The sequence below is a fragment of the Komagataeibacter melomenusus genome (assembly GCF_013155395.1).
GTDB lineage: Bacteria > Pseudomonadota > Alphaproteobacteria > Acetobacterales > Acetobacteraceae > Komagataeibacter > Komagataeibacter melomenusus.
In genome coordinates, this window is record NZ_JABJWC010000004.1 from 74329 (window position 1) to 97279 (window position 22951).

At 60.1% G+C, this 22951-nt stretch carries 19 protein-coding genes; 13 read left to right on the forward strand and 6 right to left on the reverse strand.

From position 1 onward, the window contains the following. Positions 1-9 precede the first annotated feature (9 nt). The 7 genes from HNW77_RS02850 (at position 10) to HNW77_RS02880 (ending at position 8920) form a co-directional block, all read left to right on the forward strand. Positions 10-2874 carry a bifunctional transaldolase/phosoglucose isomerase gene (locus HNW77_RS02850; protein ID WP_172155188.1) on the forward strand — a complete coding sequence of 955 codons (2865 nt, stop codon included), beginning with the start codon at positions 10-12 and terminating at the stop codon, positions 2872-2874. 116 nt (positions 2875-2990) lie between these two features. Beyond that, a complete protein-coding gene (gene gnd / locus HNW77_RS02855) occupies positions 2991-3992 on the forward strand; it encodes a phosphogluconate dehydrogenase (NAD(+)-dependent, decarboxylating) (RefSeq protein WP_172155190.1) in 1002 nt (333 codons plus the stop codon). A gap of 107 nt (positions 3993-4099) precedes the next feature. Beyond that, on the forward strand, positions 4100-5632 hold the full coding sequence (gene zwf / locus HNW77_RS02860) for a glucose-6-phosphate dehydrogenase (protein WP_172155192.1): 1533 nt from the start codon (positions 4100-4102) through the stop codon (positions 5630-5632). A 57-nt stretch (positions 5633-5689) separates the two neighbouring features. Further along, the gene (locus HNW77_RS02865; protein WP_172155194.1) at positions 5690-6499 is read left to right on the forward strand and encodes a Cof-type HAD-IIB family hydrolase; all 810 of its coding nucleotides are present in this window, start codon (positions 5690-5692) and stop codon (positions 6497-6499) included. Between the two features lies 1 nt (position 6500). Next, positions 6501-7241: a 6-phosphogluconolactonase gene (gene pgl, locus HNW77_RS02870; RefSeq protein ID WP_172155196.1), complete on the forward strand. Its 741-nt coding sequence runs from the start codon at positions 6501-6503 to the stop codon at positions 7239-7241. A gap of 44 nt (positions 7242-7285) precedes the next feature. Next, the gene (gene rpiA, locus HNW77_RS02875; protein WP_172155198.1) at positions 7286-7990 is read left to right on the forward strand and encodes a ribose-5-phosphate isomerase RpiA; all 705 of its coding nucleotides are present in this window, start codon (positions 7286-7288) and stop codon (positions 7988-7990) included. 123 nt (positions 7991-8113) lie between these two features. Further along, positions 8114-8920: an SDR family oxidoreductase gene (locus tag HNW77_RS02880; RefSeq protein WP_172155200.1), complete on the forward strand. Its 807-nt coding sequence runs from the start codon at positions 8114-8116 to the stop codon at positions 8918-8920. Positions 8921-8983: 63 nt separating this feature from the next. Here the strand turns inward: HNW77_RS02880 and HNW77_RS02885 are convergent, their stop codons facing one another. Together HNW77_RS02885 and HNW77_RS02890 are read right to left on the reverse strand one after the other, a co-directional pair. Further along, entirely contained in the window at positions 8984-10045 is a 1062-nt protein-coding gene (locus HNW77_RS02885) for an alcohol dehydrogenase catalytic domain-containing protein (protein ID WP_172155202.1), read from the reverse strand. A gap of 152 nt (positions 10046-10197) precedes the next feature. Further along, positions 10198-11643: a helix-turn-helix transcriptional regulator gene (locus HNW77_RS02890; RefSeq protein ID WP_172155204.1), complete on the reverse strand. Its 1446-nt coding sequence runs from the start codon at positions 11641-11643 to the stop codon at positions 10198-10200. 358 nt (positions 11644-12001) lie between these two features. Between HNW77_RS02890 and HNW77_RS02895 the strand changes: the two genes are divergently transcribed. From HNW77_RS02895 to HNW77_RS02920, 6 genes are all read left to right on the forward strand, one after another. Further along, a complete protein-coding gene (locus HNW77_RS02895) occupies positions 12002-12928 on the forward strand; it encodes an AMP-binding protein (RefSeq protein ID WP_241694254.1) in 927 nt (308 codons plus the stop codon). 222 nt (positions 12929-13150) lie between these two features. Continuing rightward, positions 13151-14158, forward strand: a complete 1008-nt coding sequence (locus HNW77_RS02900) for a Gfo/Idh/MocA family protein (RefSeq protein WP_172155208.1) — start codon at positions 13151-13153, stop codon at positions 14156-14158. After that, a complete protein-coding gene (locus HNW77_RS02905) occupies positions 14155-15549 on the forward strand; it encodes an MFS transporter (protein WP_172155210.1) in 1395 nt (464 codons plus the stop codon). Before HNW77_RS02900 ends, HNW77_RS02905 begins: the two co-directional genes overlap by 4 nt. A gap of 166 nt (positions 15550-15715) precedes the next feature. Beyond that, positions 15716-16645: a 2-hydroxyacid dehydrogenase gene (locus HNW77_RS02910; protein WP_172155212.1), complete on the forward strand. Its 930-nt coding sequence runs from the start codon at positions 15716-15718 to the stop codon at positions 16643-16645. 265 nt (positions 16646-16910) lie between these two features. Then, positions 16911-18314, forward strand: coding sequence for a carbohydrate porin (locus HNW77_RS02915; RefSeq protein WP_456306032.1), 1404 nt, complete (start codon positions 16911-16913; stop codon positions 18312-18314). 258 nt (positions 18315-18572) lie between these two features. Further along, complete coding sequence (locus HNW77_RS02920; RefSeq protein WP_172155214.1) at positions 18573-19142, forward strand: gluconokinase; 570 nt, start codon at positions 18573-18575, stop codon at positions 19140-19142. A gap of 429 nt (positions 19143-19571) precedes the next feature. On the opposite strand, the gene HNW77_RS02925 is transcribed toward HNW77_RS02920, so the two are convergent. From HNW77_RS02925 to cydB, 4 genes are all read right to left on the reverse strand, one after another. Continuing rightward, positions 19572-20843 carry a cation:dicarboxylate symporter family transporter gene (locus tag HNW77_RS02925; protein ID WP_172155313.1) on the reverse strand — a complete coding sequence of 424 codons (1272 nt, stop codon included), beginning with the start codon at positions 20841-20843 and terminating at the stop codon, positions 19572-19574. A gap of 161 nt (positions 20844-21004) precedes the next feature. Then, positions 21005-21331, reverse strand: a complete 327-nt coding sequence (locus HNW77_RS02930; protein WP_172155216.1) for a hypothetical protein — start codon at positions 21329-21331, stop codon at positions 21005-21007. Between the two features lie 263 nt (positions 21332-21594). Further along, complete coding sequence (locus tag HNW77_RS02935; RefSeq protein WP_172155315.1) at positions 21595-21789, reverse strand: hypothetical protein; 195 nt, start codon at positions 21787-21789, stop codon at positions 21595-21597. 13 nt (positions 21790-21802) lie between these two features. Next, positions 21803-22942, reverse strand: a complete 1140-nt coding sequence (cydB, locus tag HNW77_RS02940) for a cytochrome d ubiquinol oxidase subunit II (protein WP_172155218.1) — start codon at positions 22940-22942, stop codon at positions 21803-21805. Positions 22943-22951: the final 9 nt, after the last annotated feature.

Sequence of the window (22951 nt, forward strand, 5' to 3'; positions counted from 1 at the left end):
AAACATACCATGACCGCGTATGACGCTGGCAGCAGCGATGCCGCCAATCCGCTGAAACAGATGGCCCGGCTGGGTCAGTCTCCCTGGCTGGACTTCATCCAGCGCGCCTATACCGAAAGCGGCAGGCTGAAGAAGCTGGTGGAGGAAGACGGGCTGAAGGGCGTTACCTCCAACCCCTCGATCTTCCAGAAAGCCATGGGCCATGGCACCGATTATGATCCGCAGATCCGCCAGATCCTTGCGCACCAGATCGTGGATGCCGGAACGCTGTATGAAACCCTGGCGATCCATGACATCCGTGCGGCGGCAAAGGTGCTGCACCCGGTCTATGAACAGACCGCGAAGGTGGATGGCTATGTCAGCCTCGAGGTCTCGCCCTATCTGGCGCGTGATACCGATGCCACCATCGCCGAAGCACGGCGGCTGTGGCTTGCGGTAGGGGCGCCCAACCTCATGATCAAGATACCCGGCACGGATGAAGGCGCGCCCGCCGTACAGGCCGCCATTGCCGCAGGGATCAATGTCAACGTCACATTGCTGTTCTCGCTCAATGCATACAGGAAAGTGGTGGAAGCCCATATCGCCGGGCTGGAGGCGCGCCTGAGCCGTGGCGAAAGTGTTGCGGGGATCGCAAGTGTCGCCTCCTTCTTCGTCAGCCGCATCGACGTGAAGATCGATAAGGAAATCGATGACCGTATCGCGGCAGGCGACACGGATGCCACGGCCCTGAAGGCCCTGCGCGGCAAGGTCGCCATCGCCAACGCCAAGCTGGCCTATGAATACTGGCAGGGCGTGGTAAAAAGCCCGCGCTGGCAGAAACTGGCGCAGGCCGGTGCCATGCCCCAGCGCCTGCTATGGGCCAGCACCAGCACGAAGGACAAGTCTTTCAGTGATGTGCTGTATGTGGACGGCCTGATCGGCCCGGAAACCGTCAACACCATCCCGCCTGCCACCTTTGATGACTTCCGCGATCACGGCAAGGTTGCACCGACACTGACACAGAACCTCGCGGGCGCCCACGCGGTGATCAGCGAAGCCCGGCGCCTTGGCCTTGATCTGGATGGGGTGACCCGGAGCCTTGTGGAGGAAGGGGTGCGCGGCTTTGAGGAGGCCTTCGATGCCCTGCTAGGCGCGATTGCCGCCAAGCAGGCGGCGTTCCTGGGCCACAAGCTCACCACCACCACGCTCAACCTGCCTGCCGGGCTTGATACGGCGGTCAGGACCGAATTGGAAACATGGCGCATGCAGGGTAACGTCCGCCGCCTGTGGAGCCGGGACGCCACGCTGTGGACAGGCCGTGACGAGGCAGGCTGGCTGAAATGGCTCAGCATTGTCGATGACCAGTTGCTGGATCTGGCAAAGTTCGAGGAATTCCAGGCCGAAGTGAAGGCGCGCGGCTTCCGTGACGCGTTGCTGCTGGGCATGGGTGGATCGAGCCTCGGGCCGGAAGTCCTGTCGGTAACGTTCGGCAAACATGAAGGCTTCCCGCGCCTGTATGTGCTCGACAGCACTGACCCGCAGCAGATCAGGGATTTTCAGGACAGGATCGACATCAGCAGGACGCTGTTCATCGTCTCGTCCAAGTCCGGGGGCACGCTGGAGCCCAACATCCTCAAGGCCTATTTCTTCGATCAGGCGAAAAAGGTGCTGGGTGACAGGGCGGGCGCGCACTTCATCACCGTGACCGACCCGGGTTCGCACATGGAGGACGTGGCGAAGAAGGATCAGTTCTGGAAAATCTTCTATGGTAACAAACAGATCGGTGGCCGCTATTCCGTGCTGTCCGATTTCGGCATGGTGCCTGCGGCCATCGCGGGCCTGCCGCTGAAGCGGCTGCTGGACTCTGCCCTGCGGGGTGAAAAATCCTGCGCCGCCTCCGTGCCGCCCGCGCAGAATCCCGGCGTGGTGCTGGGTGCCGTGCTTGGCGTGGCGGCGCGCGACTTTGGCCGCGACAAGGTCACCATCATCGCCTCGCCCGGCATATACGACATGGGTGCCTGGCTGGAACAGCTTTTGGCGGAATCAACGGGCAAGGATGGCCGTGGCCTGATCCCCATTGATGGCGAAACCGCTGGCCCCGCATCCGTTTATGGCAAGGACCGCGTGTTCATCTACCTGCGCCTGAGCGAAAAACCGTGCGAGAAGCAGGATGCCGCGTTCAAGGCACTGTCTGCTGCGGGTGAGCCGGTCGTCACCATCGAACTGCATGACCGCTACCAGATTGCCGAGGAATTCTTCCGCTGGGAATTCGCCACCGCCGTCGCCGGTTCGATCATCGGCATCAACGCCTTCAACCAGCCTGATGTCGAGGCCTCGAAGATCGAGACCAAAAAGATCACGACCGCCTATAACGAAACCGGCAGGCTGCCGCCCTACGAGCCGTTTGCCAAGGATGGCACGTTTGCCTTCTACGCCGACCCCAAAAATGCAGCCGCCCTCAAGGGCGACACGGCGGAAGCGATCCTGAAGGCCCATTTCGCCCGGGGCAGGGCAGGCGATTATGTCGCCCTGCTGGCCTATATCGACCGTGACACCGCCACGCGTGAATGGCTGCAGCAGGTACGGCTGTCGGTGCGTGATGGGCTGAAACTGGCCACGGCTGCCGAATTCGGGCCGCGTTTCCAGCATTCCACCGGGCAGGCCTACAAGGGTGGCCCCAACACGGGCGTGTTCGTGCAGATCACGTGTGATGACGCCGTAAACCTGCCGGTGCCGGGGGAGAAATATACCTTCAGCATCGTGAAGGAAGCACAGGCCCGTGGGGACCTTGAAGTACTGGGCGAACGCGGCCGTCGCGCCCTGCGCGTGCATATCCACGGTGACCTGAAATCCGGGCTTGAAAAACTGGCACAGGCCATCAGGGCCGCCGTCTGATCGCGCGGCGAAACAGCCCCGCCATGAACAGTAGAAATGGCGGGGTCTCTTTTTTTCATCCGTCCGAACAGGGGCTGAAGCGCAGGGCATGTCCCTGCCATGGGAGCAGTAGAATCATGCAGATCGGTATAGTGGGCCTGGGCAAGATGGGGGGCAACATTGCCATCCGCCTGACACGTCACGGGCACGATGTGGTGCTTTATGATCGCACGCCCGCCGTGATCTCCAGGGTCGCGGAACGGGCCGAGGCCGGAAAGACCATCGCGTCATCCGGGTTGAAGGACATGGTGGCGAAGCTGACCGCCGCGCGGCGGATCATCTGGCTCATGCTGCCCGCAGGCGAGGTTACCGAAGCAGCCGTCACGGAACTCGGCGGCCTGTTGGGCAAGGGGGATATCCTGATCGATGGCGGCAATTCCTTCTACAAGGACGATATCCGCCGTGCCGCCGAACTGGCGAAAAAGGGCATTCACTACATTGATGTCGGTACCTCGGGCGGCGTGTGGGGGCTGGAGCGCGGCTATTGCATGATGTACGGCGGCACGAAGGATGCCACCGACCATATCGACCCCATCCTGTCCGCCCTTGCACCCGGAATTGGCGATATCCCCCGCACGCCGAACCGTGACAGACCCGGTTTCGACCCGCGCGCCGAACAGGGCTACCTGCATTGCGGGCCTGCGGGGTCCGGCCATTTTGTCAAAATGGTCCATAACGGCATCGAATACGGCATCATGCAGGCCTTTGCCGAGGGCTTCCATGTCATGAAGTCCAAGAACGCGCCCGACCTGCCGGAAAACCAGCGCTTCGACCTGAACATGGCCGATATTGCCGAGGTCTGGCGACGCGGCAGCGTGGTCTCGTCGTGGCTGCTCGACCTCTCGGCGCGCGCGCTGGCGGCCAACCCGGACCTGTCCAATTACAAGGGCGACGTGGCGGATTCCGGCGAAGGCCGCTGGACCATCGAGGCCGCGATCGAGGAAGCCGTACCCGTTCCGGTGATGACGGAAGCCCTGTTCACGCGTTTCCGCTCGCGCACCGGCAACAACTTTGCCGAGAAGATGCTGTCTGCCATGCGTTTCGGCTTTGGTGGCCATATCGAGGGCACGAACACCTGATGGCGCGCGCCTGATAACCCACCCGGCAGGCCAGACCACGGTGGCAGCATAACGACCACGGGCGGCCTTGTCGGGTTTTAACGCCAAGAAGTCCAGGGAGAAGCAAGATGGAGAGCATTGTCGCATCCGCATCCTCGCAGATTGATGACACGCAGCATGAAAACGTGCCGCGTCGCGGGCCACCGGGGGTATTTGTCATATTTGGCGGGGGCGGGGACCTGACGCATCGCCTTTTGGTCCCGGCACTCTACAACCTGGCCAGCGCGGGGCTGCTGGACAGCCATTTCTCCATCATTGTGGTGGACCGGGCCGATGTCCCGGCAGCCGAACTGCGCCAGAGCTTTCATGCATCGCTGGAAAATTTCGTAACCAGTCGCGGGACCGAGGCCGTCAGCCTGCATGATGATGTGTGGAAGCGCCTGGCCTCCAGCATCGACTATGTGCGCGGCTCGTTTGAGGAGACGGCCACATACGATACCCTTGCCCGGAAAATCGGTAACCAGAACTGCATTTTCTACCTTGCGGTGGCCGCCCGTTTCTTTGGCACGATCGTGGACCAGCTTGGCGTATCGGGCCTTGCGCAGGAAAGCGGGAAGAACTTCCGCCGGGTCATCATCGAAAAGCCCTTCGGCAGCGACCTTGCTTCCGCCATTGCGCTGAACGGGCGGCTGCTGCGCACGCTGGATGAAAGCCAGATTTACCGCATCGACCATTATCTGGGCAAGGAGACGGTGCAGAACATCCTGGCCCTGCGCTTCTCCAACGGGTTTTTCGAGCCTTTGTGGAACCGCGACAATATCGACCATATACAGATCACGGCTGCCGAGACGGTAGGCGTGGAACAGCGCGCCCGGTTTTATGAAAGCACGGGAGCCGTGCGCGACATGGTGCCCAACCATGTCATGCAGCTCCTGGCCATGACGGCGATGGAAGCGCCCATTTCGTTCGATGCCGATGCGGTGCGGGATGAAAAGACCAAGGTGCTCAAGGCCATCCATGCCGTGCAGCATCATGACGTGGTGCGCGGCCAGTACGCGGCAGGCACCATCAAGGGGCAGCCCGTTGCAGGCTATCGTGACGAACCGGGCGTGGACCCGCATTCCCATACCGAAACCTATGTTGCGATGAAGCTCATGATCGATAACTGGCGCTGGGCGGGGGTGCCGTTCTATGTGCGCACCGGCAAGCGACTGGCCGCGCGCAAGACGGAAATCGCAGTGCATTTCAAGTCAGCACCCTACGCGCTGTTCCGTGATACGCCGGTGGACAGGCTGACCCCCAATATCATGCTTTTGCATATCCAGCCGACCGAAGGGGTGACACTGCAGTTTTCCGCCAAGATTCCCGGCCCTACGGTGCATCTGGGTGGGGTGCGCATGAAGTTCGACTATTCCGAATGGTTCCATGAGGGGCCAAGCACCGGCTACGAGACGCTGCTGTATGACTGCATGATAGGCGATGCGACCCTGTTCCAGCGCGCGGACAATATCGAGGCCGGATGGCGCGTGGTCCAGCCCGTGCTGGACTGGATGCACGCCCCCGCGGGACTGGATTTCTATGCCGCTGGCAGCGAGGGGCCAAAGGCTGCCGATGACCTGCTGGCCCGCGACCACCGGCACTGGCTGAAAATCGGGTCCTGACGGCACCTGACGCGCACTTCAACCTGACTGACATGATATTGACAGGAGAACACGCCTTTGCCTGAATCCAAGATACGCCTTGTACTGGCCGATGTGGATGGCACACTGGTCACGAAGGACAAGATCCTGACCCCACGGGCCATCCGCGCGGTCGAGCGCCTGCGCGCGCGGGGCATCCTTTTTACCATTACCAGCGGCCGCCCGCCCAAGGGCATGAAGATGGTGATCGACCCGCTGAAAATTTCGGAGCCGATCGCAGGCTTCAATGGCGGCATGATGGTCCGGCCCGATTTTACCGTGATCGAGGCCCGCACCCTGCCAGCAGAGACCGCGCGCAAGGTCATCGGCATCATCCGCGACCACAGGGCTGATCCGTGGGTGTATGACGGCAATGACTGGATCGTCTCCAGACTTGATGCCCCGCACGTGGCGCGCGAGCAGTGGACGGTCAAATTCCCGCCCGTGGTGGGTGATGTCGAGGCGAAGCTGGACCAGGTGGTCAAGATCACGGGTGTGAGCGACGACCTTGATCTGATGAAGCGCCTCGAGCACGACCTGCAGCAGGCGCTGGGCGATACGGCGTCCGCTGCCCTGTCGCAGCCCTATTATGTTGATGTGACCAACAAGGACGCCAACAAGGGCGGCGTGGTGATGGCGCTCGAACGCCTGCTGGGCATTCCCGCCAGCCAGATGGTGACCCTGGGCGACCAGCCCAATGATGTGCTGATGTTCCGCAAGAGCGGCATGTCGATCGCCATGGGGCAGGCCAGCCCCGAGGTGCAGAAGCAGGCGACTTATGTTTCCACCTCGTGCGAGGCGGAAGGATTCGCCAATGGAATCGAGAAATTCGTGCTGGGAGAAGCCTGACATGACCGCAGGACACGACGTGAAAACCGGGGCCATGGTGGTGCTGCCCGATGCCGAGGCCGTTGCCCAACATATGGCGAAATGGCTGACCGCACAGGCGCTGGCCAAAAAGGACGGCCCGTTCGTGCTCGCCCTGTCTGGCGGGTCAACGCCCAGGCGGCTGTACCAGATCCTGGCCTCCGCTGAATATCGCGACCGCTTCCCGTGGGCGAAGACGCAGTTCTTCTTTGGCGATGAGCGCTTCGTGCCCGAGAGCGATGCAGCCAGCAACTACAACATGGTCGAGACCGAGATGCTGGCGCACGTAAAGGTGCCGCCCGGCAATGTGCACCCCATGCCCACCTCGGGCGACCCGGTGCAGGCGGCGGCGCAGTACCAGGCGGAACTCGCGGCGGTTTATGGCGGCAAGACGCTCGAGCCTGGTCGCCCGCTGTTTGATGTGGTGATGCTGGGGCTGGGCGATAACGGGCATACCGCCTCGCTTTTTCCACGCCAGCCCGTGCTGGAGGAGAAAAAGCTGTGGGTCTCGACCTGCGTGCCTGATGATGCGCCCCATACCCGGCTCACGCTCACCTATCCCGCCATCCATTCCAGCCGCCACGTGGTGTTCATGCTGGCAGGCGCTGGCAAGCACGAAGCCTTTGCCAGGGTGCGCGCGGGCGACCCGGCGGAACCTGCCAGCCATATCACCACCGAGGGTGAACTCATCTGGCTTATGGACAAGGCGGCGGCAGGGCAATGAGCGCGGTGGAGACAGCCAGCCAGAAGGATAGCAGGAGCCCGGACATGACAGCCCAGACAAGCGACCCGCGTGAGGAACACAAGCGCCTTGCCGCGATTGAAGCCGCCTCCATGGTCAGGGAAGGGATGGTGGTAGGCCTCGGCTCGGGCACCACCTCGGCCTACATGATTGACGAACTCGGTCGCCGCTGGGCGGAGGGGCTGCGGTTTGCCGCCATTCCCACATCCGAGCATTCGGCCGAGCAGGCGCGCGCGCACGGGATCAAACTGGTCACGTTTGCCACCCACCCGCAGATCGATCTTGATATTGACGGAGCGGATGAAGTGGAAATGGGCACGCTCAACCTGATAAAAGGACGGGGCGGGGCGCTGTTTCGTGAAAAGATCGTGGCTGCCGCTTCACGCCGCTTCGTGGTGGTGGTGGATGAAAGCAAGCTGGTGCCACGGCTGGGCCACCACATGCCCGTGCCGGTGGAAGTCACGACGTTCGGCTGGGAACTCACGGCCGCCCGGCTGCACGATCTGGGCGCAAGCCCCACCCTGCGGCTGGACCCGCATGGCGTACCTTTCAATACCGATGGCGGCAATCTGATACTGGACTGCAATTTTGGGGAAATAGGGGATTCCGTGGCCCTGGCACGCAAAATCCGCGCCATTGTGGGCGTGATCGAAAGCGGGTTGTTCATTGGCCGCACGTCCGAAGTGATCGTAGCAGGCAGGGATGGCCTGAAGCACCTTATGGCCCGGTAACCCTGTCTTGACTGATCCGGGCATATCGGCCTTGCGGAGCATGCTGGCCAATAGCGCGCGGCTGCGGCACGATTGCCCTCTCGCACGCGCAGACGTGTGCGGGCAGTGGCGTATGGTCCTGCTATGATCAGGGTCCTGATAACACGGGTGGACATTGCCATGCAGGACGATACCCTTTTTTCACTTGCCGGAAGACGGGCGCTTGTGACCGGAGCCTCCCGCGGCATCGGCCTGACCCTGGCCCGGGGTCTTGGCCGCCATGGGGCGAAAATCGTGCTGAATGGCCGCCATCCCGAGCCACTGGAGGCGGCCCGCTCCATGCTGGAGCGCGAAGGGGTGGAGGCCGCGATTGCCCCCTTTGACGTGACGGATCAGGACGCTGTCATTGCCGGGGTTGAAAAGATAGAGGCCGAATACGGGCCAGTTGATATCCTGATCAACAATGCGGGTATCCAGCGCCGTGCCCCGCTGGACCAGTTCAGCCGGGCGGACTGGGATGCCCTGATCGCCACGAACCTTAACGCGGTTTTCTTTGTGGGGCAGGCCGTAGCAAGGCATATGCTGCCGCGTGGGCGGGGGAAAATCGTCAATATCTGCTCAGTACAGAGCGAACTGGCCCGCCCGGGCATAGCACCCTATACCGCAACCAAGGGGGCGGTCAAAAACCTGACCAAGGGCATGGCAACGGACTGGGCGCGTCATGGCCTGCAGGTCAACGGGCTTGCACCGGGTTATTTTAAAACGGAAATGAATGAAAAGCTGGTGGCCGACCCGGCATTTACCCAATGGCTGTGCCAGCGCACGCCTGCCGGAAGGTGGGGGAATGTTGAGGAACTTGTCGGGGCGGCGGTTTTTCTGTCTTCCGATGCCTCCAGTTTCGTCAACGGGCACGTGCTCATGGTTGATGGTGGCATAACCGCTTCCGTATAGGCAAAAAGCGGACTTCCCGCCCGTTTCCGCCGCCATGTCCGGGCACGAACGGGTCGCGTCGTGTCACGTGCCCAGGGATAGCAGGATCTTGGCAGCCTGCCTGCGGTCTGGCGCCAGGGCGAAGGCTGCGGCAAAGTCGCTCAGGGGAAACTGCCGGGTTACCAGAATATCGGCAATTTCGGGCCGTTCAGCCAGCAGCGCCAGTGCGGCATCGAATTCCATATCAAAACGGAAAGAGCCCCTGAAATCGAGTTCACGGTTGATGATCTGGGTAATCGGCACCGGTATGTCGCCTGGCGGGAACATGCCAACCTGCACCAGTATGCCGCCCCGCCGGGTGCGGGCTATGGCCGCGGGCAGGGCAGATGGCACGCCCGTGGCTTCGAACAGGATATCGAATTCTTCCTCCATTGCGGCATGGCGGGTGTTGTAGCACCTGCTGGCCCCCAGCCGGGTTGCGCACTGGAGTGGAAAATCCTCCAGGTCGGTTACCACAATCCGTCTTGCGCCGTGATGGACCAGCCCCGCCACGATTAACAGCCCGATCGGCCCTGCTCCCTGCACCATCACGCTGCGGCCGCGCACATCGTCCGCGCGCGCAATGGCATGCAGGGCGACGGATAATGGTTCGGCCAGGCAGGCGGCACGGAGCGTCAGGCCGGGGGGAAGGTGATGGAGTTGTGTCGCCTTGACAGTCATCGCCCGCCGAAAGCCACCGTCGGTATGGGGATCACGGGCGGCACTGCCCAGAAAACGCATGTTGCGACACAGGTTGCGCTGTTGGCGCGCACATTCGGGGCAGTGATCACATGGCTGGGCGGGATGAATGGCGACCGCTTCACCGACGGCAAAACCTGTCACATCGCGGCCCAGTGCATCAACGCGGCCCGAGACTTCATGCCCCAGCACCATGGGGGCATGCAGAATGGATGCGCCAACGCCCCCATGCGCAAAATAATGCAGGTCCGAGCCGCACAGGCCGCCCCAGGCCATATTCACCCGCACTTCATCAGGGCCGGGCGGGAGGAGGGGCGCGGGATCAAGCCGCAGGTCATGCGGTGCGTGGATCACCAGTGCCTCGGTGAGGGAAGAACCGATGTCTGGATGGCTTGCTTCAGTACACACGTTCAGAATGCTCCCCGCCTGTAACAGGGCCGCCGCTTTGCCGGAACAGGTCGCGCCAGCATGGCAGCCTTGACAGGGCATGGCAAAAGGGAATGGTCCTTCGCTCTAACGAGACAGCAGACAGTCTGGTTTCCGCCATGAAAAGCCGGTTTTCATAATGCCGTGCGATAGGGCGCGATACCGCGCCCCTCATTGTTGATATCAACCCGGTGGCCGACCATGGGCAGGGCACGGTGGTGACAGTCTTCACGGGTGCATGCACGGCACCCCGGCCCGATGGGAATGATCATCCGCGGGTCATTCAGGTCCAGTCCGGCGGAATAGACAAGGTGTTCGGCATCAGCAATGGAGCAGCCCAGAACCACGGCGGTCAGGCGCGGGCGGTCAAGGTAGGATATGCTGCTGCGCCCCACAGTGCGGGCTATGTTGAGATAGAGGGCACCATCAGTCGTCTGTGACAGTTGGACCTGTACCTGCTGGGGCGTGCTGAATGCGCGAAAAATATTCCATAATGGGCACGGACCGCCGAAGCGGGACTGGGTAAAGCGGTTCGCACTGAAACTTTTGAGGATGTTGCCTGCGATATCCGTCTTGAGAAAGTAAAAGGGTATGCCCTCGCTTCCCGGGCGTTGCATGGTGCTGAGCCGATGGCATGCCTGTTCAAAACTGACCCCGAAATGGCGTTGCAACCGTTCCAGGTCATGGCGGACCTCGCGTGCGGTGACCCGAAAACGTTCATAAGGCAGCAGCAGTGCCCCGGCAAAGTAATTGGTCAGATAGACGCGCGCCAGTCCCCGTGCCTCGCTTTCGCGCAGGCGGGAACGGCGGATGGTGCGGGCAAACACGGCCTGATGCTCGATCTGCCCCAGCGCCTGCGCCATCCAGAACGTACTGCTCTCCGCCGGGAGGATGCGGGAAAGGAAGATGGTGCGTGCGCGCCGGTCCATCCGCCACATTATTCCCCGCTGTCCCAGGCCGAGATCGGTTTGCGTGCGTATGCCATGATGGTCCAGAAGGTAGCGGGTCAACTGCTCCCGGGGACTTCCTTCATCCAGTCGCATCATCTCGAACTGACGTTCCGCCGTGCGGTCGACTTCATCAAAATAGTTGCGCTGGAGCTGCACCCAGTCATTGACGGCCTCATACGGCTCGACCCGGTCCGGGGCATCATCATGTCTGGCGTGTGATGACGCGGCTGCGCCGACCAGCGGGGCCGCCGTGTGTTCCTGCCGTAGCAGATAGGCGCGATAGAGCCGGACAAACTGGGCGCACAGATCAGGTGCCGCGCGCATGGCGGCCTGGATGCTGTCGAGCCTGATGGCATCCGTGTCGAATACGGGGTCGGCCAGTATTTCACGTAATGCCTGTATGCCCCGTGTTTCTTCAGTATCACTGAAATAATCCGCCCCTACTGCAAAGATGTCGCACAGGGTGCCGAGCAAGGGCAGGGGCAGGGGGCGTATGTCATGTTCGATCTGGTTGAGGTAACTGGCGGATATGCCAAGCCGCAGCGCCAGCGCGCTCTGTGTCATGCCCGCGCGGTCGCGCTGATGACGGATGCGTGACCCGGTGAAGATTTTGGTGGCGGCTTTTCTCATCTTCGCAACCTTTGCAATTCGCGGCGCGGCGTTCGCCCCTTTAAACGGCAAAACATCTTCCGTCCGCAACCGGGATTTGTCACAGTCCGTGGTAACAAAAGCAAACAAGAGCACAGCATTATGCAATGCCATGACGGGGCACACCCCCATACCGACAACAGCTTTTTGTGGCACCGGACCGCGCGGGTGAAGGCCATCCGCTTCGGCTCCCGGTTGTGGCAGGGGGCGCGTGTCCGCCTGGCAGGCGTTCGTCCATCCTCGCGTTTTTTCGTGTAGGGCACACGTCACCTCTCTTTTAATTCATGACTGCATCGCGCGTGAGCCGTGACGGAGCAGTTGAACAATGGGGAACCGGTCCATGATCAGCAGGACTTATGATAACGTGTTCGTTCTGCCTGCCATCCATGCGCGGCAGCACGCTACTCAACCGGCCGATGATGCGCTCTCGCCGCCTGTCGATCCGCTGCCGCAATATGCCTTGCCCATGCTGAATGTCTCTGCCCTGTGCATTGACCGGCACCTGGGCGATCATGCGGACAGGGCCGCGATCATCTGGCCCGGAACAGGCGCGCGGCCGGAGGAACGGGTTTCCTATCAGGCGTTGCATGAGCATGTCTGCCGTCTTGCAAACGCCCTGCTGGACCAGGGTGTGCAGCGTGGCGACAGGGTTGCGATCCATATGCCGCTGATGATGGAAAGTATTGTCGCAGTCCTGGCCTGTATCCGTATCGGTGCGGTGCATGTCGTGCTGGCTGGCGTGTCTGATGTTCCCGCCCTTGCCGAACATCTGGTGCAATGTGGCGCCGTTGTGGTTCTGACAGGCCATGGAACCGGCGGCCAGGAATCTGCCCCGTCAAAGTCCAGGCTGGACAGTGCGCTGGCCATTGCCGGTTCGCGTTGCCGGGTGCAGACGGTTCTGGTCGCAGCCCCCGCCGGGGCGGATGTGCTGATGAAACCGGGCCGCGACCATCTTTATGATGCCGTTGTGGACTGGTACGAGCCTGATTTTCCACCTGCGGTCATGTTTGCGGATGATCCGCTGTTTCTTCTTTATCCATCGCACCGGTCGGGGCGGCAACGCGGCATGACATATACGGTGGGGCAGTACAATCGCCTGGCCCGCTACGCAATGGAGATGCTGGCGCCACGGGGCAATGAAGAAATTCCTTACAGCCTCCTTAACATGGCATGGAATGCGGGGCAGACCGCGCTTGTGATCAGCGTGCTGGCAAAAGGCAGCACCATTACGGCCCCCGGTGATGGCCTTCAGCCCCAGAATACCTGACCGGGGTGCTGCACGTTCACGATTTTGTTTTCTACCTGACAAAACTGGTGCGGTAGGGCTGCGTTTTCAGTCTGGCATCGCCTGTTACTGATGTCTTGAAATAAAAAATAAATAAAAATTCAAAACTTTTGTTGTTTCCCCATGCCAATGCCACAAGACACGCCCCCTGTTGGGGAAGCGTGCCCGTTATGGAGAGGGCCTGCAATTGTCCCTGATTATCCCATGAACAGCCCTATCGGTTGGGGTCTGATTGGCGCAAGTAATGTTGCCCGGCAGTGGATTGTCGATGCCATTCATGCGCAGCCAGACAGTCAGATCCGGAACGTGCTGAGTTCGAGCGAAGAGCGCGGTGCGCGATTTGCCACTGAAAACGGCATTCCCGCCCATACGACGGATATCGACACGATCCTGACGGACGCGAACGTGGATGCCGTCTATATCAGCACCGCCAACCAGTTTCATTGTAGCCAGGCACTTGCCGCAGCCCGCGCCGGGAAACATGTCCTGTGCGAAAAACCGGTTGCGCTCAGCGTGGATGATGCCCGCAAAATGATCGCTGCCTGCCGTGACGCAGGCGTGGTGCTGGGGGTCAACCACCATCTGCGCTGCAATGCCATGCACCAGAAACTGCGGCAGATGCTGGAAGCGGGAGAAATAGGCCGGCTCAATGCCGTGCGGGTCTTCCATGCCAATTTCCTGCCCCAGGCCCTGCAGGGATGGCGTATCAACGACCCCAACGGGGGCGGACTGATACTCGACAGCACGATTCATGACATCGACACGCTGCGTTTCCTGATCGGCCGTAATCCAACGCATGTCATGGCCATGACCCAGAGCGGGCGCCTGGCCCATGATGGCGTGGAGGACGGTATCATGGTGGTCATGCGCTTTCCGGGCGATGTCCTGGTCCAGATCCATGGTTCCTATACCGTTCCCTACTCTGAAGGCGGGGTCGCGTTCTACGGTAGTGATGGTGTCCTGATCGGACGCGACTGCATGAGCCAGCGGGCCGCGGGGCGGTTGTTCATGCGCAATGCCGGGGGTGAAAGGGAAATACCGGTTCACCACCACAATCTCTATCACTACGCCCTTGCCGCATTCAGCAATGCGGTGCGTGGCACGGGGCAACCCGCCGCGACCGGCGAAGATGGCCTTGCTGCACTGGCCATAGCGCTGGCCATTCGTGAATCGGCCCTTACGGGCCGTCAGGTCGAAGTGGAAATCCCATGACACAAGCAGCATTCGGGGCCGTCGGCGCAGATGGCCGGATCGTGTCTCCCCCGGTTCGCCTTGCCCTGACGGTAAGCGAACTGCGTCGCGCGGCATGGACATGTTCCTTGGGCAGTGCGCTGGAATATTACGATTTCGCACTCTATAGCCTGGCATCGGCACTGGTTTTCGGGCCGCTTTTCTTTCCTTCCGCCACGCCGGTCACGAGCCTGATCGCCAGTTTTGCAACCTATTTTGTAGGCTTTGCCGTGCGCCCCATTGGCGGAATCGTTTTTGGTCGGCTGGGCGACCATATCGGGCGCAAGAAGGTCCTGCTGATGACCATAACCCTTATGGGCCTGGCCAGCACGGGTATCGGCCTGATCCCGACCTACCAGACAATAGGGATATGGGCCCCCATCCTGCTCATTACGGCCCGGATGCTGCAGGGGCTGGGTGCTGGGGCGGAGCAGGCCGGTGCCGCCGTGATGATGACGGAATACGCCCCCGTGGGCCAGCGCGGGTTTTATGCCTCGCTGCCCTTCCTTGGCATCCAGATCGGCACCATTATCGCAGCCGTGGTGTATTGCAGCCTCCTGTTCGGGGTGAGCGACATCACGCATTCATGGATATGGCGGCTGCCGTTTCTGGTCAGTGCCATAATTCTTGTGGTTGCGCTTTATATGCGCCTCAAACTTCGGGAATCGCCTACTTTCGAGATGATCCAGCGCAAGGTGGCGGAGGAGCGTGAAACGCTTTTTTCCCTCATCCAGGGGTCATGGCGCACGATCTTGGCCGGGATTGGCGTGAGAATGGCCGAAAATGGCGGTTCCTCCATCTATCAGGTCCTGGCGATCAGCTATCTTGTCAACACCATGGGTCTGGGCGGATTGCTGGGCACGACATCCCTGATAACGGCTGCGGTGATCGGCGGCTTTACCGTGCCGATTGCCGGCCGGCTGAGTGACCGTTTCGGGCGGATCAGGGTCTATCGCACCTTTGCCATCCTGCAGGCCGTCACGGCGCTGCCAGTCTGGTATGCCTTCAGTACCGGTCGCCCGCTGCCTGCCATGATCGCGCTGTCCATCGCACTTGGGGTAACCACCTGGGGCATGTTCGGCACACAGGCGGCCATGCTGCCGGAAATGTTTGGCGCCCGGCACCGGTACATGGCCGTATCGCTGGCGCGTGAAGTCTCGGCCGTGATTGCAGGGGGCATCACGCCCCTTATCGGATCGTGCATCATCAGGTGGGTTGCAACCTTTTCACCATCCGCGGCGCATCCCGGCCAGATGTCGTGGCTGCCCATTGCGGGCTATGTCATTTTTCTTGCGGGCATCACCATTGGCACAACCTGTTTCATACCGGAATGCCGCAACCGTGACCTCGTTGAGCAGAACGACATTCTATAGTTGTGTTTTATTTCATTATGGACGGTGCAGGTATGAAAACCCTGGCCCGGCCTGAGGTCACGCACCTGCTGCGGTCCGTGCGGGATGGAAAAGCCGGTCCACCCGCCCGAATTCCCGCTATCGGCAGCGTAAGTGCCCATTTTGCCTGAACTGGAAACATGAAATCATGAAACCCGAAATCCTGCTGATTGAACCCATGATGCCCGAAATCGAGAAACAGCTCGATGCTGCTTATACCGTGCATCGTTTCACCTCGGTTGCACAGTTGAAGGAGAGCGCGGGCAGGATACGCGCCATTGCAACAGGGGGCGCGACCGGCGTGCCTGAAGCCGTCATGGACAGCCTGCCCGCCCTTGAGATCATTGCCATAAACGGCATCGGTACGGATGCCGTGGACCTGAAGAAAGCCCGGCAGCGCAATATCCATGTCACCACCACGCCGGGTGTCCTGACCGATGATGTGGCGGATATGGCCATGGGGCTTGTCCTGTCGCTTCTGCGCGGGCTGCCCGCAGGGGACCGGTATGTTCGCGACGGAGCATGGGGGCATAAACCCGCCCTGCCGCTCGGGCGCAAGGTTACCGGCAAAAAGCTCGGGATCATAGGTATGGGCCGGGTGGGGCGGGCGATTGCGCATCGCGCCCAGGCTTTTGCCATGCCTGTATCCTATACCGACCTGCGGGATTTCGAACTGGAGGATTATGCTTTCGTGCCAGATCTGCCGGCGTTGGCGCGGAAGAGCGACATTCTGGTCATCGCGGCATCGGGTGGTGCGGGATCACGGCATCTGGTCAACCGGGAGGTGATGGAAGCACTGGGGCCTGATGGTTTTCTGGTCAATGTCGCGCGCGGATCGGTGGTGGATGAACAGGCGCTGGTACAGGTGCTCGATGCGGGAAAACTGGGGGGCGCGGCGCTGGATGTGTTCGAGCATGAACCCGACGTGCCCGCGGCGCTGCGCCATTGTGAGCGTGCGGTGCTGCAGCCCCATCGTGCCAGCGCAACCGTGGAAACGCGGCTGGCCATGGGAGAACTGGTTGTCAAAAATCTTGCGGCCCATTTTGCGGATGAGTCATTGCTGACCGCCGTGATCTGAACCGACGTACTGCTGGTGTGAGATACGCCCGCAACCGGGCGTATCCACCACATACTGAAGACATCCCTGCTAGCAGGGCGGATTCAGGCATCTCTCATTTCCGAAATATCCTGAACAACTATTCAGGAAATGAATATTTGTTCAGGGAAAAATAAATCCAGCGGGAACAGGATGGATGCGTGCGTTCTTGACAGTTATTATAACATTCTGTCGTCCAAAACAGGTTTCCGGAACAAAAGCCCGGATCATCGTTATCATCGCGGGTATGCTTCTGTGCGGTCAGGCAGCAGCGCAGACTTTTCAGGATAACTCCAACAGTGACGCCAGGCTCCGTGTGGCGACCCCACTCATGGCCCATCCGTCAAACGGGCCTGTGGTCCCGCCATTTTCCCGGCCGGAAGCCCTGTTTACGGACCCATTCGGCATGACGTCATGGCTGCGCACGCGTGGCATTGCATTGACTATGGATAACACAAATGAATACACGGCCGCCATTTCAGCCCCAACGCCCGGCCATCCGAATTACAGGCAGGGGTCAAGTAACGCGGGGCAGATGAATACCGCCCTTCATATCAATTGGGAAAAAATGATCGGCCTTAAAGGGTTTGCCACCCATACGCTTTTTACCAGTCGCTATGGTACGACTGCCAACCGCATGATGGGAGACTGGCTTGCACACTCATCGGAAATATATGGGGGAGGGGGCAATGTTGTCGTTCATCTGGTTACGGCCTATGGGGAAGAAAACCTGCTTGGTGGCCGCGTCAGTATTGCCGGGGGAAGGTTGACCGAAATGAGTGAATTCAGCGCCAGTTCGCTTTTCTGCAATTTTCAGAACAACGGTTTTTGCGGACGGCCCAAGGCGGCGATCGACAATCAGTATATTACGTCCTACCCGGCTGGAGAGTGGGGCTTTCGTGTGCGTGGCCGTCCATCGCGCTACATTTACATACAGGCCGGTGTCTATTTTGCCGAACGTGGAATTTATGCGAACAGCCAGCACAGGACCGGGTTTCATTTCAATTCATCCAATATTGTAGGGCAACTCGCGCCGATTGAACTGGGTTGGGAGCCCCTGTTGGGCCGCCAGCATAAACTGCCGGGACATTACAAGATTGGCGGCCAGGTGATCTCCGCCCCCAATCCTGACAATTACTATGATGTTCAAGGCCGACCTTATGCCCTTTCTGGCAGAACGGCCCGCAATCATCAGCAGACATGGAGCACATGGTTTGAAATTGACCAGAAGCTTCTTCGCCATTCCTACTCCAATGCCGAAGGCGGGCTGACGGCAATGACCGGGGTTATCTATAATGATCCGCGCACATCGCTGCGCAATTACGAAACATATGTGGCATTTGTGGACCGTGGTTTTATCAGAAGTCGGCCCTATGATTCGTTGGGTGTTGTCATGACCTATGTAAAGATTGCCCCCGGCGTTTCAGATACGGATATGCTGGACCTCAGCATGGTCCCCGTTAAAACGGCGCCCAATCATGCTACGGGTGTACAGGGGCACGAAACCGTATTTGAGACGAACTACCAGATTCATGTCATGCGCGGCGTGGTGTTTGCGCCAGACTTCCAGATCTATTTCCATCCTAACGCACAGAAAAACCTGAGGAACGTGGAGTTCGTGGGGTTCAAGTCGCAGATACAGATTCTATAGCCAGGTAGAGGATCGTCTCTGTTCTGGATAAAATTCATCTATAAGGAATATAAATTTTAATATTGTTTTGTTAATGAAATTCATCAGGCGGCAATGAAATTATGTTATCCATTTTACTGGATTTATGCGCCCCATTTTTGTCAGGATAGGGTGCCTTGAAGACCGGTCGGGCCAGATGCGGCTATGTGTCGTGTCGTTGCCGGTCATGACAGACCCGGGCCGATCGTTTTCTCATGATGATATTCGGTAGGATATGCAATGTATGACATGGGACAGGATATGGTTTCACTCTCGCACAGATTTGGTGAGGCGGGGCGACCATGCGTGCTGATTGTTATGGGCGTGTCGGGTTGTGGCAAGAGTACACTTGCCCAACTCATGGCCGAACGGCTGGGCTGGTCCCTTATCGAAGGGGACGACCTGCACCCCCCTGCCAATATTGCCCGCATGAGCAATGGCATTCCGTTGACCGATACGGATCGCGCGCCATGGCTTGATCTTATTGCCGGGCGGATACAGTCATGGCGCGATGCAGGCCAGTGTGGCATCGTGACGTGCTCGTCGCTCAAGCGCAGTTACCGCAGGCAGATTGGCGGCGACAGCGCGGATGTCTGCTTTGTCTACCTTAAAGGCAGCAGGGAGGACATCATGCCCCGCCTGTCCCAGCGAACCGGCCACTTTATGCCGGTCGCCATGCTCGACAGTCAGTTCGCCACGCTGGAAGAACCGGACATGCATGAAGAAGTGGTCATGGTGCTGGATGTCAATGCCCCGCAGGCGCAACTGGCTGAACTGGCCTGCGCGCATCTGGCCCAGCCTTCTTTTTGAAAAAACACGGCGCGCCATTGCCATGCTACTGACGGAGGGCCAGACGGGCGATCATCAGGTGCCCACATCCTGCTGCCAGCCCTGCCGGATGCCCGTCATCTGCCTCGTCGCAAAGACCCTGCCGCCGTCCTCGGCCCGATGATCCCCATCTCCGTTATTACCGAACGTGATATCGGGCCGGATATGAAACCTTCCACGCGGTTGCGCCCGTAGCTTGCGATATCTTCCGTCCCCCCGCATGGACCTTCTGCGCACCCGGTCCGGATGGGGGCGACCATGGGGTCGGGCGGCTTTGTGCACCGCCAGCGGCATTGCGGCAGACAGGGACGAGACCGGCATGATCGCAATACAGGAAACCGATGCTGCAAGTCCCGGTCGTGATTTTACGAACAGCATAAAGAAGGATATCTGTCTGGTATTGTTGATTTATTAAGATGTGCGCATGCTGGCTCGCTGCATGGCGCGTCGTGCAGCAGTGGCATCAAGCTGGCCTTCCCATTTCGCGACAACAATGGTCGCGACACAGTTGCCCATGACATTGCCCAGCGCGCGGGCTATCCCGATGAACCAGTCCACTGCAACCAGCAGCACCAGCCCTGTGGGCGGAATTTCCGGCACGACAGCCAGTGTCGCGGCCAGGATGACAATGGCGATCCCGGGCACGCCATGCGCGCCCTTTGACGTGACAAGGGCCGTTCCTATAACCAGCGCCATCTGCGCCCATGTCAGGTGAACGCCAGATGCCTGTGCCACAAACAGCACCGCAAGGCCGAGATAGATGGAGAGCGCATCAAGATTGAAAGAATATCCTGCCGGGATGACCAGTCCCACGACCTCGCGCTGGACGCCGATGGCAGTGAGCTTTTCCATGATCTGCGGCAGCACCGCATCTGACGACGTGGTGGCCAGCACGACTGCCAGTTCCGCACGCAGGTACCATATGAAGGAAAAGATGCCCAACCCGCACAGGCGCAGCAGGACGCCCAGCACGACAAGGACAAACAGGGCGACCAGCACGAAATACAGCCCGACAAACACCCCGAGTTGCCCCAGCGAGCGTATGCCGAAATGCCCCACCGTATAGGCAATCGCCCCCAGTACCCCGATCGGTGCGACCCGGATGACAAGACCCATGATGCGGAACAGAACGGCGGCAACAGAGTTGATCAGCGCCGCTGCCGGTTTTCCCTGCGGCCCGGCCATGGACAGCCCGCAGCCAAACAGTATGGCAAAGACCAGGACCTGCAGCACGTCGTTATGGACGAACGCGCCGAGCGGATTGGCAGGCACGAGGTGCAGCATGAAGCCCACCAGCCCGTCATGGCGCAGGGCCGCGGCACTCTCGCCAAACGTGCTGGCCGGGCCCTGCATCTGCGCATCCGCGCTGACATGCATGCCCGCGCCGGGCTGGCATAACGCTGCCGCCAGCACGCCAAGGAGCAGGGCAATGCCTGTCATGGCTTCAAAATAGACCAAGGCCTTCAGGCCAATCCGCCCGACCGTGCGCAGATTGCCCGCCCCGGCAATGCCCTGCACCACCACGCAGAAGACAAGCGGGGCCATCAGCATGGTGATCAGCTTCAGGAACAGGTCGCTCAGGGGTTTGAGCGATGCCGCCATGTCGGGTGCCGCAACGCCCAGCGCGACACCCAGCACGCTCGCCACGACAATCTGGAAAAACAGCGATCGGCAGAAAAGCATCACGTTACTACTCTACAGCCTGCCAGTCCCTGCGGGGCTGGCGGCTTTTCTTGAACACAAAATGGTCTATCAGGATTTGATCGTTCTGGTATCGATCTTGCATACAAGCCATAATGCCAATTGAAAAGCAGCCATATGGAAAAATCGGAATAATTTCAAAATCAGTTATCACTGATAAGTTGATTCCGATTTTGGAACATATAATTGCTGGTTTCCGGCCAGTTTTTTCTGGTATTCAGTAAGGCATCAGAAACGCTGAAAAGTATTTCAGAATTGTCTGCCCGCATGTTTCGGTCATGAAACAGGCCGTCCGTTGGGCCGCCGGACTTTAATCCTGCCTCATGGTGATTACGTTGCCAAAGCAATGCCAGTCGAGCATGCGCGCTGGTATGCAAGATCAAGCCAAAACGGCAGACAGGCCTCCGCATATCATCAAGGACCGGCTGGGCGATATCAAGCCCGCGCAGATCCGTACCCTGTGCGCTCATGTCCGGCCCTGGCAGGTTTTTATAACAATGCTTGCCTGCGCAGCCCCTAAAACAAGACACGCCACCCGTGGCTATCCGGGTGGCGTGCTTCGTATCATCGGCAGGGTGATGCCGTGATATGGCGGCGGGCGTGAGATGAAGAAAGACCCACCGCCATTCCTGTCATGGGAACCAGCGCCGTCCGCAGCGGTAGGCAATCAGGTAAAGCCCCATGTAAACCATCGGAATAAAGAAGATGATGCGTTCAAGATCCCCCATCATGGTCAGATCTCCCCATCGGCTGAAACACCGGACTGGGCATCAAGCATGATCGCGCCAGCCCCGGAAATCAGGATGATCATGACCGTGCCGATCACCCATGCGAAATACCACGGCCCCTGATCCCCCACGAACACGGCAAACAGCAGGGACACGACCAGAACGACGGCTAGACCGGCCAGGCGCAGAAGTTTTGTCATCACGACCTCGCAATCAGTAGCTATGGGTATCGTTCACGACATCGGCGGTATGGACCTTCCCGCGCATGACGTAATAACACCACGATGTATAGGACAGGATGATCGGCACGAAGAGGCCCGCCACCACCAGCATGCAGCCCAGGCCATATTCACTGGCGGTGCTGTTCCATACCGTCAGGCTCTGGTCCGGCGCGGTCGAGGACGGCATCAGGAAGGGGAACATGGCGCAGCCAACCGTGGTGATGGTGCCAGCCCATGCCCCCAGCCCCAGCCACCAGCCCGCAACCGCGCGGCCAGTCGCCAGCATGCCCACGCCCGCCAGCATGCAGCCCAGCCCCCCAAGCGGCAGCAGCCACAGGGCGGGATGGGCGTGGAAGTTATGCATCCAGCCGCCTGCAACCATTGCGACCGACTGCCCGTGCAGCGGGTTGGCGGGCATGGCGGGGTTGACGGGCGCGGTCATGACAAAACCGGGCAGGAACTGCACCCATATGCCACCCATTACGAACAGGCTGGCCGCAACCAGGCCGCCGCCCATGGCATAACGCCGGGCGCGCGACCAGATCGGGTCATCCGCCCGCAGCATGAGCATCGCCCCGCCCTGATAGAGGCTCAGCCCCACGGACATCAGGCCACACAGGATGGCAAACGGGTTGAGCAGGTAGGACAGGAAGGATTCATCCTGATAATACTGCCCCGTCCAGCCAAAATGGTAGCCCACTCCTTCCAGCACGTTGCCGAACGCCGCGCCGTAGATGAACATCGGCACGAAACCTGACACCAGGAAGACCCAGTCCCAGCTTGCCCGCCACAGCGTGCTGTCCGCCTTGGAGCGGTATTCAAACGCCACCGGCCGCAGGATCATGCTGAACAGCAGGGTGATCATGACCACGTAAAAGGCCGAGAAGGATGTGCCGTACAGCGTGGGGAAGGCCGCGAAAATCGCGCCGCCCCCCAGAATGAACCACACCTGGTTGCCATCCCAGTGGGGGCCGATGATATTCAGCGCCGTGCGCCGCTCCCCATCGTTGCGGCCGACAAAGCGCAGCAGCGTGCCCACGCCCATATCCATGCCAACCATGGTGCCCAGGCCGATGAACAGCACACCCAGCACTGCGGCCCAGACGACTTTCAGTATCGCGTAAAGTTCCATTTCACCGTT

Excerpts from the sequence above, each read along its gene's own strand:
- HNW77_RS02915 (WP_456306032.1), top strand. The coding sequence starts at position 16,911 with ATGCTTCTGTGCGGTCAGGCAGCAGCGCAGACTTTTCAGGATAACTCC.
- HNW77_RS02900 (WP_172155208.1), top strand. The coding sequence starts at position 13,151 with ATGAACAGCCCTATCGGTTGGGGTCTGATTGGCGCAAGTAATGTTGCC.
- HNW77_RS02910 (WP_172155212.1), top strand. The coding sequence starts at position 15,716 with ATGAAACCCGAAATCCTGCTGATTGAACCCATGATGCCCGAAATCGAG.
- cydB (WP_172155218.1), bottom strand. The coding sequence starts at position 22,942 with ATGGAACTTTACGCGATACTGAAAGTCGTCTGGGCCGCAGTGCTGGGT.
- HNW77_RS02895 (WP_241694254.1), top strand. The coding sequence starts at position 12,002 with ATGATCAGCAGGACTTATGATAACGTGTTCGTTCTGCCTGCCATCCAT.
- HNW77_RS02905 (WP_172155210.1), top strand. The coding sequence starts at position 14,155 with ATGACACAAGCAGCATTCGGGGCCGTCGGCGCAGATGGCCGGATCGTG.
- rpiA (WP_172155198.1), top strand. The coding sequence starts at position 7,286 with ATGACAGCCCAGACAAGCGACCCGCGTGAGGAACACAAGCGCCTTGCC.
- HNW77_RS02880 (WP_172155200.1), top strand. The coding sequence starts at position 8,114 with ATGATCAGGGTCCTGATAACACGGGTGGACATTGCCATGCAGGACGAT.
- HNW77_RS02920 (WP_172155214.1), top strand. The coding sequence starts at position 18,573 with ATGTATGACATGGGACAGGATATGGTTTCACTCTCGCACAGATTTGGT.
- zwf (WP_172155192.1), top strand. The coding sequence starts at position 4,100 with ATGGAGAGCATTGTCGCATCCGCATCCTCGCAGATTGATGACACGCAG.
- HNW77_RS02850 (WP_172155188.1), top strand. The coding sequence starts at position 10 with ATGACCGCGTATGACGCTGGCAGCAGCGATGCCGCCAATCCGCTGAAA.
- HNW77_RS02925 (WP_172155313.1), bottom strand. The coding sequence starts at position 20,843 with ATGCTTTTCTGCCGATCGCTGTTTTTCCAGATTGTCGTGGCGAGCGTG.
- HNW77_RS02890 (WP_172155204.1), bottom strand. The coding sequence starts at position 11,643 with ATGAGAAAAGCCGCCACCAAAATCTTCACCGGGTCACGCATCCGTCAT.
- HNW77_RS02930 (WP_172155216.1), bottom strand. The coding sequence starts at position 21,331 with ATGAGCGCACAGGGTACGGATCTGCGCGGGCTTGATATCGCCCAGCCG.
- gnd (WP_172155190.1), top strand. The coding sequence starts at position 2,991 with ATGCAGATCGGTATAGTGGGCCTGGGCAAGATGGGGGGCAACATTGCC.
- pgl (WP_172155196.1), top strand. The coding sequence starts at position 6,501 with ATGACCGCAGGACACGACGTGAAAACCGGGGCCATGGTGGTGCTGCCC.
- HNW77_RS02935 (WP_172155315.1), bottom strand. The coding sequence starts at position 21,789 with ATGACAAAACTTCTGCGCCTGGCCGGTCTAGCCGTCGTTCTGGTCGTG.